Origin of the sequence: Spiroplasma endosymbiont of Danaus chrysippus, assembly GCF_902809815.1 — a bacterium.
Taxonomy (GTDB): Bacteria; Bacillota_I; Bacilli_A; order Mycoplasmatales; family VBWQ01; genus Spiroplasma_E.
The window spans coordinates 191,679-208,318 of the sequence record NZ_CADDIL010000002.1 but is presented as its reverse complement, the minus strand read 5'-3'; the positions used below and the strand labels follow the sequence as shown (position 1 = coordinate 208,318).

General features: G+C 23.6%; 12 protein-coding genes. 9 read left to right on the top strand and 3 right to left on the bottom strand.

From position 1 onward, the window contains the following. Nucleotides 1-644: 644 nt before the first annotated feature. Complete coding sequence (alaS, locus tag SPIRDC1_RS03005; protein ID WP_174480477.1) at nt 645-3,371, top strand: alanine--tRNA ligase; 2,727 nt, start codon at nt 645-647, stop codon at nt 3,369-3,371. A 410-nt stretch (nt 3,372-3,781) separates the two neighbouring features. Beyond that, on the top strand, nt 3,782-5,197 hold the full coding sequence (locus SPIRDC1_RS03000; protein ID WP_174480476.1) for a DUF3626 domain-containing protein: 1,416 nt from the start codon (nt 3,782-3,784) through the stop codon (nt 5,195-5,197). A gap of 191 nt (nt 5,198-5,388) precedes the next feature. On the opposite strand, the gene SPIRDC1_RS02995 is transcribed toward SPIRDC1_RS03000, so the two are convergent. After that, nucleotides 5,389-6,627: an IS256 family transposase gene (locus SPIRDC1_RS02995; RefSeq protein WP_174480475.1), complete on the bottom strand. Its 1,239-nt coding sequence runs from the start codon at nt 6,625-6,627 to the stop codon at nt 5,389-5,391. A gap of 215 nt (nt 6,628-6,842) precedes the next feature. On the opposite strand from SPIRDC1_RS02995, the gene SPIRDC1_RS02990 reads away from it, so the two are divergent. The 7 genes from SPIRDC1_RS02990 (at nt 6,843) to SPIRDC1_RS10225 (ending at nt 14,536) form a co-directional block, all read left to right on the top strand. Continuing rightward, on the top strand, nt 6,843-9,212 hold the full coding sequence (locus SPIRDC1_RS02990) for a VirB4 family type IV secretion system protein (protein ID WP_174480474.1): 2,370 nt from the start codon (nt 6,843-6,845) through the stop codon (nt 9,210-9,212). A gap of 111 nt (nt 9,213-9,323) precedes the next feature. Continuing rightward, a complete protein-coding gene (locus SPIRDC1_RS02985; RefSeq protein ID WP_174480473.1) occupies nt 9,324-10,019 on the top strand; it encodes a helicase HerA domain-containing protein in 696 nt (231 codons plus the stop codon). Nucleotides 10,020-10,077: 58 nt separating this feature from the next. Then, entirely contained in the window at nt 10,078-11,073 is a 996-nt protein-coding gene (locus SPIRDC1_RS02980; RefSeq protein WP_174480472.1) for an IS3 family transposase, read from the top strand. 16 nt (nt 11,074-11,089) lie between these two features. After that, nucleotides 11,090-11,401 (top strand): hypothetical protein, encoded by a 312-nt coding sequence (locus SPIRDC1_RS02975; RefSeq protein ID WP_174480471.1) that lies wholly within the window; start codon nt 11,090-11,092, stop codon nt 11,399-11,401. A 244-nt stretch (nt 11,402-11,645) separates the two neighbouring features. Beyond that, entirely contained in the window at nt 11,646-13,559 is a 1,914-nt protein-coding gene (locus SPIRDC1_RS02970; RefSeq protein ID WP_174480470.1) for a hypothetical protein, read from the top strand. 21 nt (nt 13,560-13,580) lie between these two features. Next, nucleotides 13,581-14,318: an Abi family protein gene (locus SPIRDC1_RS02965; protein WP_174480469.1), complete on the top strand. Its 738-nt coding sequence runs from the start codon at nt 13,581-13,583 to the stop codon at nt 14,316-14,318. 86 nt (nt 14,319-14,404) lie between these two features. Further along, nucleotides 14,405-14,536: a hypothetical protein gene (locus SPIRDC1_RS10225; protein ID WP_255495901.1), complete on the top strand. Its 132-nt coding sequence runs from the start codon at nt 14,405-14,407 to the stop codon at nt 14,534-14,536. A 27-nt stretch (nt 14,537-14,563) separates the two neighbouring features. Here SPIRDC1_RS10225 and SPIRDC1_RS02960 read toward each other — a convergent pair whose 3' ends face one another. Beyond that, nucleotides 14,564-15,493: an RluA family pseudouridine synthase gene (locus tag SPIRDC1_RS02960; RefSeq protein WP_174480468.1), complete on the bottom strand. Its 930-nt coding sequence runs from the start codon at nt 15,491-15,493 to the stop codon at nt 14,564-14,566. 11 nt (nt 15,494-15,504) lie between these two features. Next, on the bottom strand, nt 15,505-16,581 hold the full coding sequence (locus SPIRDC1_RS02955) for a CPBP family intramembrane glutamic endopeptidase (protein ID WP_174480467.1): 1,077 nt from the start codon (nt 16,579-16,581) through the stop codon (nt 15,505-15,507). Between the last annotated feature and the right edge of the window lie 59 nt (nt 16,582-16,640).

Genomic DNA, 16,640 nt, shown 5'->3' with positions numbered 1-16,640 from the left:
TCAATTAATTATCATTTTTATTTTTTATATTTAAGATTTACTTAAAATATTTTTTTGTTCAAAATTATAGATTTAAAAATATAAAAAATGCATTAATATATTAAATTAGTTACTATATTAAATAGTAAATAATATTGAATTAAATGAATTAATTTTATATAATTTAATAATAAATTTTATTTTTTAAAAATTACTCTAAGCAAATCTTAACTAAAGTTTATATCTGAAAAAATGAATATACAATAAAAAAAATACCAGTTAAATTATATTTTTGATTAAATAGAAAAAATCTTTCTTGTAATTTTTATTCTATAAAGTTAATAATTAATATTTTTTTCTTTTTAATTTATAAAAATATTTCATAATTTTATCTTTTTGCTTGTAATAACTAATATTTATGGTTAATATTAAAATTGAAATTAATATTTATATTAATCTAAATTAGATAAGTATAATTAATAATAATTAGTTTTCAGCGAGAGTGAATAGTGTAAGTGCTTAACCATTATTAATTAGAAGCTCCTAATTTAACAATTTTAATCATTAATTAAGTGCATTTACTTTGTAAGTGAATTAGGATGGTACCGCGTTAAAAAACGTTCCTATTTTGATAGGAATTTTTATTATTTTGAGGAGAAATTATTATGTCAATAAAATGAACAACAGATAAAGTTAGAATAACTTGATTAAATTTTTTTAAAAGTTATGATCATCACATTTTAGAAAGTGCATCACTTGTTCCAAATGATGATCCTTCACTATTGTGGATTAATTCTGGAGTTGCTACATTAAAACCATATTTTGATGGACGAAAAACCCCAATTGCTAAAAGATTAGCAAATTCACAAAAAGCAATTAGAACTAATGATATTGAAAATATTGGTATTACAGCAAGACATCAAACTTTTTTTGAAATGTTAGGTAATTTTTCAATTGGTGATTATTTTAAAAAAGAAGCTATTGTTTGAGGATGAGAATTTTTAACTAGTAAAAAGTGATTAAATTTAGATGCTAATTTATTATATGTAACAGTTTTTAATGAAGATGAAGAAACATATAATTTATGATTAAATATTATTAAATTACCAAAAGAACGTATTATTAAAGGTACAAGATCTACTAACTTTTGAGATATGGGTCAAGGTCCTTGTGGTCCTAATACTGAAATTTATTATGATCGTGGTATTAAATATGATCCTAAAAATATTGGTATTAAATTATTAAAAGATGATATTGAAAATGATCGTTATATTGAAATTTGAAATATTGTTTTTTCACAATTTAATAATGATGGCAAAAATAATTATACTGATTTACCAAGAAAAAATATTGATACTGGTGCAGGATTAGAAAGACTAGTAGCAATTTTACAAGATGTGCCAACTAACTTTGATACTGATTTATTTGAAAATATTATTCATGAATGTGAAAAATTGACAAATTTTCGTTATGATATTAATAATTATTTTACACAAGAAATTAAGCAAAAAACTATTAATACTGCATTTAAAATTATTGCTGATCATATTCGTTGCTTAGTTTTTGCAATTAGTGATGGTGTTTTTCCTAGTAATAAAGATCGTGGTTATGTATTACGAAGATTGATTAGAAGAGCTGTTGTATATGGACAAAAACTTAATATTAATGAACCATTTTTGTTTAAGTTAGTTTCAATTATTATCAAAGTTATGGGTCAACATTATCAAGAATTACATAAAAAAGTCGATTTAGTAACTAATATTATTAAAAGCGAAGAATTAAAATTTTGAACAACATTGATAACAGGAAAACAATTATTATTACAAGTTATTAGAGATAATAAAAAAGTAGATGCAACTGCGGCTTTTAAATTATTTGATACCTATGGTTATCCTATTGAATTAACATTAGAGATTGCAAATGAAGAAAATGCGACTGTTGATTTAAAAGGTTTTCAAAAGTTATTGGATAACAGTAAAGATAATACAAGAAAAGTAAGAATTAATCATCAAGCATTAACAATTCAATCCTCATTACTAACTAATTTAAAAGTTCCTTCAACCTTTGTTGGTTATGATAAAGAACAAATAAATACAAATATTGTTTTTATGTTTAAATCAGAGCATGAGGTAAAATTTTTAAAAAATGAAAAAGGTTATTTAATTTTAAATGAAACGCCTTTTTATGCAGAAAAGGGAGGGCAAGCATCTGATGATGGTATTATCAAAGGAGAAAATGGAACGGCCTCTGTTATTGATGTACAACAAGGACCACAAAAACAGCATATTCATCAAGTGGAAGTAAAAGGTGAATTAACACAAACAGAAATTGTTGAAGCACAAATTAATAGTTCACATCGTTTTTATACAAGAAAAAATCATTCAGGAACCCATTTATTACATGCTGCTTTAAGAAAATTATTAGGTTTACATGTTATGCAATCTGGAAGTTTTAATAATTATCAATATTTACGATTAGATTTTAGTCATTATGAAATGTTAACTTTAGAACAAATTACAAGTGTAGAACAACAAGTAAGTAAATGAATTAAAGGTAAATATCCTTGTGAAATTATTTATTGTACATATGAAGAAGCAATCAAAATTGGAGCTTTAGCTTTTTTTGGTGAAAAATATGAAGAAAAAGTTCGAGTAATTAAGTTTGGTGATTTTTCAATTGAACTTTGTGGGGGTACTCATTGTTATAATTCACAAGAAGTAGAACAATTATTAATAACTAATGTTGAATCAAAAGGATCTGGTTCTTATCGAATTCATGCTTTAACATCATTAAAAACTATTAATGAATACTTAACACAACAAATAATGATGATTAAAGAACAAAGCAATAGTTTATTTATTCAATATCAAAAAAATAAAGATAACTGTATGCAAGAAGAAGAAATTGAAAAAATATATGATGCTATTAATAATTTAAAAGTGGTAGCTGCTGATTGAAGAAAAGGAAAAATGTTATTACTAGAATTACATGGTTTATTTAAAAAATGACAAATTAATTTTGAAGAATTAAATCGTCAGAAGATAGTGAAAAAATATTTAACTTTAGTTCCAAAAAATGAAAATAATTATAAACTATTAATTGCAAATTTTGAAAATTTAGATATTAAAACATTAAGAGAAATAATTGAACATTATCGTAATCAATATCAAAATATTATTATTATTTTTATTAATAAAATTAATAATCAAGAATATTTAGTATTAGTTGCTTCAAGTAAAGAATTGCATAATAATAAACAGTATCAAAGTAATAATATTTTACAAAAAATATTAAAAACATATAATGGTAAGGGTGGCGGTAGCCCAATCTTAGCGCAAGGGAAGATTGATAAGTTTATTACAGAAAAAGAAATTAATAAAATTATATATTAAACTTAATGCTTATATGTATTAATTTATATAAATATTATATGATATACAATAATATATGTTCAACATCAATAATGTTTTACAATCATATATAACATTATTACAGTAATTGCATAATCTTTTATAATTTCTTATTGATGAAATATAGAAAAATAGTAGTGATAATAATTTTAGAAAAAATACATTTTTTTAATTAATAACTTGTATTTTTTCTAAAATTTAATAAAATAACTAAGTGTAAACTAAATATTAGTTTTTTAACTCATTATTTTAATTTAAAAATAAATGAGTTTTTATTGTATTTAATAAATAAAAAACATAAAAATACAATAGGTGTATTAGAAATGCTCTATTGCTTAAACCAATAAAATAGATTTCAAATGTCCATCTTAAGTATAGAGGAGATAAATATTATGGCATATAACAAACAATCTGATTTATCACATATTAATGGTGGTTTGCCTTCAACTTCATCAAATAATTCAAAAGATGAAGAAAGATTAAAAAAAGAGATTTATGGTCAATTGTTTAGAAGTGAAATTTTACATCAAATTTATGAACTATGCGAATCCTCTCAACAAGAAGATTATGAATCTGCTTTAAAAATATTATCTAAAAAATGCAAGATGAGTCAAGAAAATGCAAAAGATTTATTAAAAAAGATTACTAAAATATTACAATCATCAAGGTTAACAATTAATTTTGATTTTTCAAAAATATACGATATTAATAATAAATGACCAGAGGTTTTAAACTGTTTTGCTTATAAGGAAAAACCAAATGAAATTTCTAACTATAATGTAGGTCGAGCAAGTATAGAGGAAGTTGCATTTTATCTAAATCAATTATTTGATAATAGTAAGTATGAAAAATTTGGACGTTTTTCAACCCCTACTGGCGATCAAACAAAAAGAAGTGCTAATTTTCAGTGAACAAGTAGACCTTGCTATGCAGCATTAGATTTTTTGGAAAATCCTATGGGTGGAGCTCCTATGTATGGAAAATCTTTTATTATACTAAAAGATTATGTAAAACATAATTGTACATATAGTCCTTATGATACGTATTCACCACCTACATTCAGTGGTGGGAAATTAAAAGATAAAATATCTACTTTTTTACACTTCCCAAGATTGATAAGATATTGTCAAAATGATTTATTTGGATATAATTGTTTAGAAAGTTTAATTAATAAAGCTAATGAAAAAAAATTTGTTCCTCATCGTAATTATGGTAAAAGTGAAGGAAATTATATAGAGGCTCATGTTTATTCTAGAATCTTATTTGCACGTGATATAAAACAAATTTGCTTATCAAAAGCGGAATTTGATAGTCATCCATCTAATAAACAAAAACAAATATTAGAAAAAATAAATGAAATAAACTCATGTCTAGGATCTTCATTTATTATATTCATAACTGAAGAAGAATACAAAATAAAACAAGAAGAAAGACATTTAGAAGATAAATTATCATTAAAACAAGAAAAAATAACAAAATTAAAAAGTGATATTGTCAAGTTAGAGAAAAAAAAGATAAATCCAATTTTAAATTTTGTTATTAAAGTTTTTAGTTTTGGATGTATTAATAAAAATAAAGAAATAAAAGAAATAATAAATGCCAAAAATATTGAAATTAAAAATTTGTTGTTAGAGATAAAAAATAATGAAACACCACATTCACCATTAATTTCAACGGAAACTATGCCATTATTACAAGATCAAAAAGTAACTGATGAAAAAAAATTTGATAAACAATCAGCAAATGGTGAAGAATTAAATAATCCCTTTTTAAACAGTTGTTCAAATTCACAACAAAATCTTCTTTAATAAAATATATATTGAATCATTTTTATAAAAACTTAGAAGTAAAATATAAAGGTATATCTAATTATTTTGCTCCAACTATTGAAAAAACTGAAAATAGTATATTACTTAATACAATTTTTAATTTAAATAAAATGAAAATCACAGATAATAGAGGCTTTTTAGTAATCTGTGTTTCTTTGTTTTACAAAGTACTAGTTCAGATTAATTCTGTCTTCAAATTTTATCATAAAATGAGCAATTGCTGTATTTCAATTTTGAATAGGCAATGTTCATTTTTTTGTGATATTTTCAATTGCTAAGTAAAAAATTTTAAAAACTGCCATATCATTAGGAAAAACTTTTTTATTTCTAATAACTTTTCGTAATTGGCTATTAACAGATTCAATAGCATTTGTAGTATAAATTACCCTTTTAATTTCTGCTGGATAACTAATAAAAACCATTAAATTTTCTCAATTTTTATATCAAGATTTAGCAATTTGTGGATATTGTTTATTTCATTTACTTTCAAATGATTCTAAAGCTTGCATTGCTTGTTCTTCACTACATGCTGTATAAATTGGCTTTAAATCGATAACTAGAGACTTTCGATGTTTGTATGAAACATATTTTAAGCTATTTCTAATTTGATGAACTATGCATAATTGATGTTCAGTTTTAGGATAAACTGATTGTATTGCCTCTGACATGCCTGTTAAATTATCACTACAAGCAATAAGAATATCATTTAAGCCTCGATTTTTCATTTCTGTAAAATTATTTAATCAGAATTTAGCACCTTCATTTTCACTAATTCATAAACCTAAAACATCTTTTTTACCTTCTAAATCAACTCCTAAAGCTATATAAACTGATTTGTTAATAATACGTTTATCCTGACGTACTTTAACTACGATACAATCAAAATAAATGATTGGATAAACACTATCTAATGGACGATTTTGCCATGCTTTGACATCATCAATGACATCATCAGTAATTTGACTAATTACGCTTTCGCTAATATCTGCGCCATCATATAACTCTTGCAACTGCATTCTAATATCTGATAAAGTCATACCTTTTGCATATAGTGAAAGAACTTGTTGATCAAAACCATCAAATCTTCTCTGTCTTTTTGTGATTATTACTGGTTCAAAATTACTATTACGATCTCTTGGTACATCAATTTCAATTTTACCTTGTTGAGTTATTAATTTTTTTGATGTTGTACCATTACGAACATTGTCATTATTACTGCGTTGATTTCTTTCGTGTCCTAAATAATTTTGCATCTCAGAATTCAATATTTTTTCTACCAATCGTTTAGTTAATTCTTTATATAAGCCTCCCTCTTTAAAAACTGTTGTTAAATCCTCAGTATTTTCTAATAATAAATCTACTGCTTTTGATATTGGATCATTGTTATTAAGATTATCTTTTTTAGCCATCTGTAACTCACTCTTTCTAGATATATAAATTATATTTACTAGAATTAATTAAACATAGTTATTTTTGTAAGTCACACAGATTACTAAACATTCCCTTTGATTTAGTTGTTTTCTCTTTGTTTTTAATTACATCAATTTTAATTGCATATTTATTACCAATTTTAATTTTAAAATGAATTACAACAACAATTACGTTTTTACTAGGTTGTTTAAGTTTGGTTAAAAATTCTAATGAAACAAGAGTTTATAACACTATTTTTAATGCTATTAAATATAGTACTAAATTACTTGTTAATAGAAAAGTAATTGTAAAACCACACTATGTTAATACTTCATCAGTTGAAGTTTTACAATTTAATTACAAAAAAGAAAGTTTATTTTTATCAGGAATTCAATTACAATCAACAAATTTGCAGTTATTAAATATAGAGCAACAAAAAGTAATATTAGATGATTTTAGTAGTTTATTAAAAGTAATTAATTTGCCATGTAAACTAATTAAAATTGATAATAATTATGATTTTGAAAATCAAATTAATAATTTAACAAATCAATTAAAAAAAGCCAATAAAGTTAATAAACAATTTATTAATTTACAAATAAAACAATTAAAATTATTAAATGATTCACATGATTTAAAAACACCAGTAGTTTATTTACTTTGATTTGCTAAAAGTATTTTTGAAGCCAAAAATCAATTGCAATTGGTAAATGAAACTCTTGCTTTTTCAAATTTAAAATTTGCTAATTTAAATAATGAACAAATTATTAATTGTTGACAAAAATTTAGTTTTGAAGGTTATGAATTTGCTTGTTTATCAAATTCTATTAAAGAAAATTTTATGAATAAAAAAGGTTTTATTTGAAGTTTGACTAATTTACCAAATAAAATTTCACCCTTTTGATTAAGTCAATTATTTAGTGTTGAAAATTGTAATCTGGTAGTAAATATTTATCCAGTTACTAAAAAAGATGCTAAAAAACGAATTGATGAAGCTATTAATAAAATTAAAACTAATACTTCCAATTATGCTAAAACTGAAAGTCAACGTATTGAAAATAAAAATTATGAAGAAGCATTTCTAAATGAACAACAATCAATTTTAGATGATACTGATATTTTAAAAGAAATCTCAATTTTTATTTTATGTGTTTCTAATAACAAAAAAATAATTTCAAATAGTAAAAAAGAATTAAAAAATTTAGCAATTAATAAAAATTGAAAATATGATAAATTGTCATTTTTACAAGCTGAAGCAATTATTTCATCTTACTTTATTTATAATTTACTAGAAAAATCATGTGTTATTGATATGACTTGTGATACTTTTGCAACAAGTTTTCCTATTCCTGATATGCCCTTAAGTGATGAAAAAGGATTTTTACTTGCTGAAACAGTTTTAGCTAAACCCGTAATTTGGGATTTATTTAAGAAAACTAAAGAACGAGTAAATAAAAATTTATTAATTTTTGGTGAAAGTGGTAGTGGTAAATCATTTACTGCTAAAAAAATATTATTAAATCAAGCATATCAAAATGCAAAAATATTTGTTTTAGACCCTGAAAACGAATTTAAAACTTTAGTAACTAACTTGAATGGGCAAATGATTAATGCATCAGGGTCGCTAGGTAATGTTATTAATCCTTTAGAAATTATTAAATTAAATGATGATGAAGAAGATAATGCAGATAGTTTTAATAATCAATTATCTTTACTAGAAGCATTCTTTATTACATTATTTCCTAAATTAAACGATGATGATACTATTATGAATTCACTAATTGAAATAGTTAAAGAAACATATAAGAATAAAAAAATTTTACCAAGTACTAATTTTATTAAGTTGGAAAATCACTATTTTTCAACTTTCAATGATGCACTTGAATTAATAAAGCAAAAATTAAAAATTTCAAATAATAAACAACAACAGTTTATACTTGAAAATTTAAAATCTAAACTAACATCTTTAACACAAGGCACATATGCTAAATATTGAAATGGTCACACTAAATTTCAATGAAATGAAAAAAATATAGTTTGTTTTAATTTAATTGAATTACTAGAAAATAACAATAAAAAAATAATAAATATCCAAATGATGTTGATTTTACAATTGTTAGGAAAAGAAATGATAAACATTAAAACCTATAATGAACAAAATTTAAGTAAAAATCAACAAAGAATTATTATTGTTGTCGATGAAGCACACTTGTTAGCTAACGAAAATAATCCAATAGCTTTAGACTTTTTATTTCACAGTATGAAGCGCATTAGAAAATATAATGGTTCATTAATTATTATTACACAAAATATTAATGATTTTAGTGGTAATGAAACAATCAAAAAGAAATTTACAGGAATTTTAAACAGTGCTCAATATTGATTAATTGGTGGTTTGCAACCTGAAGACTTAAATGCATTAAATCAAATGTATCAACAATCTCGTGGATTAAGCGATGCTGTTAAAAATTATCTTTCTAAAGCAAATCAAGGTAAATTTTGATTTAAGATTTCAAAACAAGAACAATTGCCCATTCAAGTTTTACAAATTGATGATGAAACAAAAATTGTTGGAAATACATAAAAAAGTCTAATAACTAAATATTATGAATGTTTTTGTATTCAAAATCAAAACATCGCTAAAAACAGCAAATATGAGCGAAATAAAGGCATATGTCAAAAAGGAGTGAAAAAAATGATAAATTGAATAAAAAATAAGTGACAAGAAAATATTTTTCATAAAATTTGAATTTTTGCAATGATATGAAGTTTAATTTTTCTTGCATTATGGTTTGCTTTGGATTGTGTTGGAGCAATTGCTTATACATGATATTACAATATTCATTTTACTTGATTTAAATGATTCAAAAATTTACCAGCAATATGAGTAGTAAGTAATAGTGCATGAGTAAGTGCATTTATTGTATTAGGTATGTTTATTTACTATTGAAATCATAAATTTGAAAAATGAAATCCAAAAAATTGAAAACTAAAAAATGAAATAAAATCTCAAATTAAAGAATTTAAAAAATTAGGAAATCAAAATTTGATAAATCTAAATAAAAAAGTTGGTTTAGTCAAATCAAAACTAAACCAACATACTTTGTTAATTGGTGCAACGGGTTCAGGGAAAACTACAACAGCATTATCAATAATAAATCAACTTGTATATAAACTAAATCAAACTGTAATCATTATTGATGGTAAAGGTGACAGTGATTTAATAGACAAAGTTAAAGCTATTGATAATAATGCTTTTATTTGAACAATAAATGGTAAAAATCAATATAATCCTTTTGCTTCAAAAAGTCATATTGTTTTAGCAGATAAGATTATGAGCTTGCTACTTGCTACTTGCTACTTAGCCCTTTTTACTAGACCATTAATTTAAAAAAAACTTGAATGTATTCGAAAAACAATTGTGTTATACAATTAACACTAATTTTGACATGAAAGGATTTTTAATAATGGATAAAATTAAACAAATAGCATTAGTAATTAACAAGTTAAATATCAAACAAAAAATTCAAATTACTGATGATAGCAAAAACCAATATTCAATTAGATATCTTTGCCAACATCTTCAACTAAACCGATCAACATATTATTTTGTAAAAAACAAACAAAACCTTATTAAAAAAGAAAAAAATCAAATTAGTAATTGTACACATAAATATCAAGAATTATGCCAACTTTTACTTGAATTTCATTTTACAAGAAAAGGACAAATTTATGGCTATTTACGAATTTTTTCAGCATTTAAAGAATGATTAAAACAATACAAACATATTATTTTAAATCTAGAATTATCAACAAAACAAATGCGAAAAATTATGAAAGATCACAATCTTCAAGGATTAAAACAAACTAAAAATAACTATCCTAAAAACAAAAAAAATCCAAATAAGTGAATACCTACAATGGATAAAGTAAACAAAGATTATAAAAGTACAACCTCTTCAAATCAAATTTGATCAATGGACACTAAACAAATAAATACTAAAGAAGGTTGATTATATCTTTTTGTAATTATTGATTTTTATTCAAATAATATTGTAAGCTATAATACATGTTCAAACAAATCCTATCAAGATTTAATCCTTCCTGCACTTGAAAAAATAAATCAACAATTCTCTTGAAACCAAGTAAAAAACGTTATTTTACACTCAGATAACGCCAACGAATTTTATTGTCAAGACATCACAAATTGAGCTGCTGATAAGCAAATAATTTTAAGCAAAAAACAACCTTATGATATTGGTGGCAATGTAATATCTGAAAACTGATTTTCTCATTTATCTCAAGAATGACTACCTAAAGGTTCAAATCAATATTTTTCTCTCAATGAATCTATAAATGATGTAAACCAATATATTATGTTTTATAATTACGAAAGAATACATTCTAAATTTCTAAAACCACCAATTTCACAAATAAAAATTTAAAACTGTCTATCCAAAAGTGGTCCAGTATTTAGGGCTAACCACCACTATGACTTTTAGTTTATGATTTCCTAGGTCTTATTTACAAAGATATAATAGTCGTGCTTTAAATTATATTCATTCTTTAAAGAGTGAATTAAGTAATGTTAAAGACTATGAACAATCACAAGCATTAGATTTTACTGTTGATGATATTAGAGCAGTAGGATTAGATAAGTTGGATAATATATTACAAACTGAAAAGAAAGAAACTGAAAATACTGTATGCCGTACTTGTTATTATAGAAATAAATATTCTAAGAAAAATAAGAAAGATGTTAAAATAGAGTAAACCTATATTATTGGTCGAAGCCAACCAGAACCTTGATTGGTTGGCCGTGGCGTTTACGGCACTGGGGTGAGTTGCAAAGCAACTAGGGGCAAAGCCCCTATATACTTGATAGATTACATTTTTATTTTTTTACTATTTTTTTATTTTTAATAGTGATTAATAATATTGAACTTTTAATTTTGGGTTGTTAACATATTTAAGTAAAAAACAAAATTAGTTTTATTTATATAGATTGGGTGAAGTAATGACAACTAAAAAAGGTATTTTTAATACAATTGTTGGTGTTATCATGACAATTGTTATCTCTATTTTACAGTTAACTTTTCTTTATGTTACTGGTTTAGCATACGGTGACAAAATTAATGGTTTAATTCGTGTTATTATTTCTTTTTTGACTTACCTTAGTTTGACAGAAGGAGGACTTGGTTTAATTACCATTTTTTCTTTATATCGTCCTTTACAAAATGATGATTATGAAACCGTCAACGATATTATTAATACGACAAGAAAAAATTATCATCATTCAGGAAGAATATATTTAATTATTCTTGTCAGTGCTGCTTTTATTTTAGGATTAGCTAGTGTTCATTTACCAGAAATTGGTTTAGATATGGAAATTCCTTTTTGACAAGTAGCACTTATTATTATTTCTTTAGGATCACGTGAATTAATCTTTTTTTATTTTAGTGGTGCTTATCAAAATTTAATTCAAGCTGATCAAAAAGGTTATTTAAATCGTTTAATTTTTATTTTTTCAGAGATTATTATGTATATTTTACTAATGACGTTATTAGTTATTAGAAAATCTGATGGTAAACCAATAGATATGTATATTCCTTTTTTTGCTTATTTTGTTTGTGGTGTATTAAAAGCATTTGTTACTTTTATCCTTATTAAAATTGAATATCCATGATTACAACATAAAAAATGAATACAACAAAAAAGGATGCTAAAACAATCATGATGAGTAGCCCTGAATTGTTTACCTGACATGATTATTTCTAACATTGATATTATTTTAATTACTTTATTTTTATCACTGACAACAACATCAATTTACACTATTTATATTATTATTGCCACAACAATGCGCTCCATTGCTTTAATTTTAATTAGTTCTTTTCGCGAAGTTTTTGGATATTGAATTGCCAAAAGTGGACGAATTAGATGAACTGTGTATACTAAATTTGAGTTATATGCTTATATGATTGCTGGTTTTTTATTTATTAATCAATTTATTATTACTCAATATTTAGTGTCTGCTTTAAGTATTACAAATATTAATAATTGTGATGGTAATTTTGATTCTTCAAAAAATCTTTTTATTAATTTATTTTTGTCACAACCATGATTTATTTTACTTTTATCTTTAAAAAATACAATTCAAGTGGCAACCGAACCAGGAAAAGTTATTGTAAATGCTACTGTAAAACACAAAGAAACAATTTGAGGTTCATATATTCAATCAATAATAAATCTTTTTTTAGGTGTTATTTTGGGTTGAATACTATCAAATTTAGGTTGAAAACATCAAAGTTATCAATATTTATCATTAAGTTTATATATGATTCTTTTATCAAGTTGTATTGGTTGAGTTTATCGTTTAATTTCAATCTGAGTTTATGTTTGAAAACATTTGACGTATAATAGTGATTTACGTTTTATTATTCAAAATACTTTAGTGTTAATTATTCCAATTTTAGCAGTAACATTATTTGGATGTCTTTATTTCTTTGATAAATATCCACCAACATATAATTTCACAGATTATAGTTTTGTATTACGAGTTATCGGTTATTCATTATTGTATTCATCAATTTTAATTTTTGGTTTAGCAATGACTATTAATTTTCGTCAGTTTTGATCAATTTTTAATTTTAAGAAATTCTTTACTAATTTATTTTCACGTAAACGTAAGCAAAAAGCATTTATGAATCAAGAAGTACAAGAATTTTTTAAAGATAGTAATAAACCTAAAAATAACTTTACTAATAAAACATTTGATTGAACTGCTACTTATCAAAGTACCAATATGAACGTTGATGACTTTATTGAACAAGAGTTGTTACGAAGAAAAAAAGAAGTAGATATTAAAAGTGAAACAAAAGAATCTGAAAATTCTTCTATTCGCGTTGGTATTTATAAAATTAGAGGTTAGTTTATTTAAGGAGTGAATTACATGTTATTAAATGAAGAATGATTTGCAGAAAATATTGTTGAAGAAAAATATTTAGAATTATTAAAGCGTAATTATCCTCAACATCAACTTAAAGATTTATTATTATTAAACATTGATTTACGTTTATTGTATTTAAAACATATTTTAATGATTGAAAATTCTTTAAAAAATGCTTTATTACATCAACTTTTTAATGATAATGTTCAAAATTTAGATAATGCTACTTTTCTTAATCCAGAACACCTAGCTCAAATGAAAACAGCTTTACGTTTGATTCGTGCCGGTTATAATAAATATAATAGAAGTGGTGTTTTAAAATCACGAACAATACGCAGTTTAATAGAAGTTATGTCATTTGAATGAACAATGAAATTATTACAAACTTTAAATGATAAAAGTATCGCTAAGATTGCTCATTATTTTGGTATCAAAGAATTTAATGATAGTAAAATTTTATTAGAACAGTTAGAGTATATTAAAGATGTTCGTAATTATTTATCACATAATTTTAAAGTATTAGCAATTCAATTTAAGTATAAAGAACGGTTCGCTTATTATGAACAAACTTTAAATGCTAATAATGATCATCATTATTTGCACTTATTAATTACTCGTTTTTCTAGTAAAAACCAATTACTAGTGCCATTTAATGTTGATTATGAAAATTTATTTAATAGTTATGATGTTAAAATTCATGATTGTTTTAAGGAAGATCATCAAAGTATAATCCATACTTAGTATAGAAAAATTATTAAATTTTAGTAGATTTAATTTAATAAGTATATTATAATGATATCAATTAATTACTAGTGTAAAATAAACCATTGTCATTTTTAAATGACGATGGTTTATTTTATTTAGAATTAATGAAACTTGAAGAAAGTAGGAAAAAAATGAAATCAGAGTATAATGAAAAAAAAGATTTAAATATTACAGAATTAAAACGACTTGATTAAATTAAATTAATTAAGTATAGATTAATTTTATCATTTTTCTTTTTTAATCTGTTTAATTAAATCTGTTTTTAAATCTTTTATTATAAAATTTTGATCATTCAAATAAGTAAATGGTTTTTCTAAATCATTAAATGACAAATAATAAGCAAATAATGCAATTTTATTAGGAGTAACTATTGTTGATCCATACTTAGTGTCACCAACAATTGGTAAATTTAAAAATTGTAAAGTACTACGAATTTGATGTTTTCTACCAGTAACTAATTGACACTCAACTAAAGTAAAGTCTTTAGTATTAAATATTGGTGTAAAGATGGTGCTACAACTTTTACTTTGTTCACTTGGTTCAATTGAAAATTTCATTTTCATTGTTAACTCATCATGAGTAATATAGCCAGAAATATTTAAATTTTTAGTTAATTGGCCAGAACAAATAGCCAAATATTTTTTAATAATTTGACCATTTTTGATAGCATTATGAAGTGCGTTTTGTGTCATTTTATTTTTTGGATAAATAATTAAACCCTTAGTTAGTTTATCTAAACGATACTGATGACTAATATTAAATGTTTGCTCACGTTTCTTCTTCGGGTATTTTTGTTGTAAATAATATTTTACCATGTTATCTAAGCAAGAACCATATGGTTGATGGACAACAATATTATGATCTTTATTAACAATTAAAAAATTATCATCTTCATAAAACAATTCAATTGGTGCTTCTTTAATAATTTTTTCTGGTTTATAGTTAACAACTAAATTACTTTCATAAATGACTACTAAATCATTTTCTTGTAAGCGATATTTAAAATCAGTAGTAGTTTTATTATTAACTCTGATTTTTTTTGTTCTAAATAAACGATAAATTTTTGACAGTGGTAGTGTTTTAAATACTTTTTTTAAATAATTAATTAAAGTTTGATCAGCATCATTGGCAGTAATTGTTAGGGTAGTCATAATTTCTCCTTTTAATTTTTATTAATAAAACCAGAAATAGTTGCAATTAGATTAGAAAAAGCATGTAAACCAATAGTATATGTAGTATTACCGCGTGTCATTATAAATAATAAGGGTAATATAATACTAAATCCTAAATAACCAATAATATTATTTCAATCACCACTATCCATAACATGCATTGATGGGAAATAAATTAATGAAGCAGCATATGCTAACCAACGATAACGAACAATGGTAAAAGTACCATGACGATATGATATTTCTTCATTAATTGGAGCAATAAAAATAGTACTAAGAACTAAAACAAAAATGCCATATGGACTATTCATTAATAAGTTTAAAACATCTTGATTTTTTGAAGTATTATTACTTGTTAACATATTAAATTCACTAAATTTAGGAATTATGTTGAAAATAATATTTAAAATAGTACCAATAACAGCAAAAATGGTAACTCAAGTTATTAAATCTAATTTTGCTTCTTTTAAGGTAGTAATAATTCTCTCACGTAATGATCTACAAAATATTAATACTAAAATTGATCCTAACAATTGAAATAACTGTTGAATTAAAAATGTAGTAGCAAGCGAAGTTACATCATCATCTTTACCACTAATAACTTTTGTTGCAATAAAAAATAAAAGAACAAATACTACACTAATAAAACCAAATACACTATGACTATAAGCAGCCCACCCACCTTTTTTAATCATAGTTTCTCAATCAATACCAAGTGAAACAACTAAGCCAAAAATTGGCAATAAACTAAAAATAAAAAGACTAAGAAATGAACTTTGACTAGTATCTTTTACAGCATAAGTTTTGATTAAACTATAAAGAATTGGAATTATAATAAAAGATATAAGATAAATTATTGTTAGAGTCCAACTGGCTGTTTTGAAATTAAAGTTATTGGTGTCATCACAACTAAGTGATTTTGAAGTAAATTTATCAATAAATGACTGTTTTTGTTCATTTTTTTCTAAATTATTACTATTAATGTTATCAGTTTGGTTTACATTAATTCTACGTATGATATCATTGTTGTGAGAAACATTAATTTGATTAGATTTTTTATTAAACATGTATAAGTACTGCACGAAAACTTTCACCCTTTGTTACTAAAATTAGTATTTAATATTAA